A 618-nucleotide genomic window follows, 5' to 3' on the forward strand; every position below is an offset into this window, starting at 1 on the left:
TGCTGGGCATCCAGCCGCTGCAGCGTGTGAATATGTAAAGTCATAGGATCCTGTTGTAAGTCCTGAGAGATCAACATCGGTAGGGACTGTGAGCACGACCCCTGAGCCATCGTCATCGTTCCATGTTCCCCCGGCATCGGCTGTAGCGCCAAGAGCTGCGAAGAGGTCTGTATTGGTACCACTTCCCTCACAAATATCGACTGTAGCATCGACCCCTGCATTGAGCTGATTGGTGATGGTTATGGTAACCGTTGCCGTTGCATTGGTTGTACAAGGAGCCGTAGCGGCCACGGTGTATGTAAAGCCATATGATCCTGTTGCAAGTCCTGAGAGATCAACATCGGTAGGGACTGTGAGCACGACCCCTGAGCCATCGTCATCGTTCCATGTCCCTGTCGCATCTGGCGTTCCCCCCAGTAGTGCGAAGAGGTCGGTATTGGCACCTCCTCCTGTACAAATGGAGAGTGCCCCGTTTGTCCCTGCATCGGGCTGTGCTTGTTCTGTCACGGTGACGGTGGCCGTTGCATCGGTTGCACATGGTGCCGTTGCTGCCACGGTATAGGTATATGTTCCCGCGCCGGCGAGTGCCGGTGACCAGGTTCCACCGACATCGGGCGT

Annotated in this window: 1 protein-coding gene; it reads right to left on the minus strand. The window is 56.0% G+C overall.

What is annotated here, in order from left to right:
* Positions 1-618 (minus strand): hypothetical protein (locus HJC33_RS15835; protein ID WP_216366721.1); only part of this gene is annotated, 618 nt, incomplete at both ends.

The sequence above is a fragment of the Flagellimonas amphidinii genome (assembly GCF_013090115.1).
In the GTDB taxonomy this organism is placed as follows: domain Bacteria; phylum Bacteroidota; class Bacteroidia; order Flavobacteriales; family Flavobacteriaceae; genus Flagellimonas; species Flagellimonas amphidinii.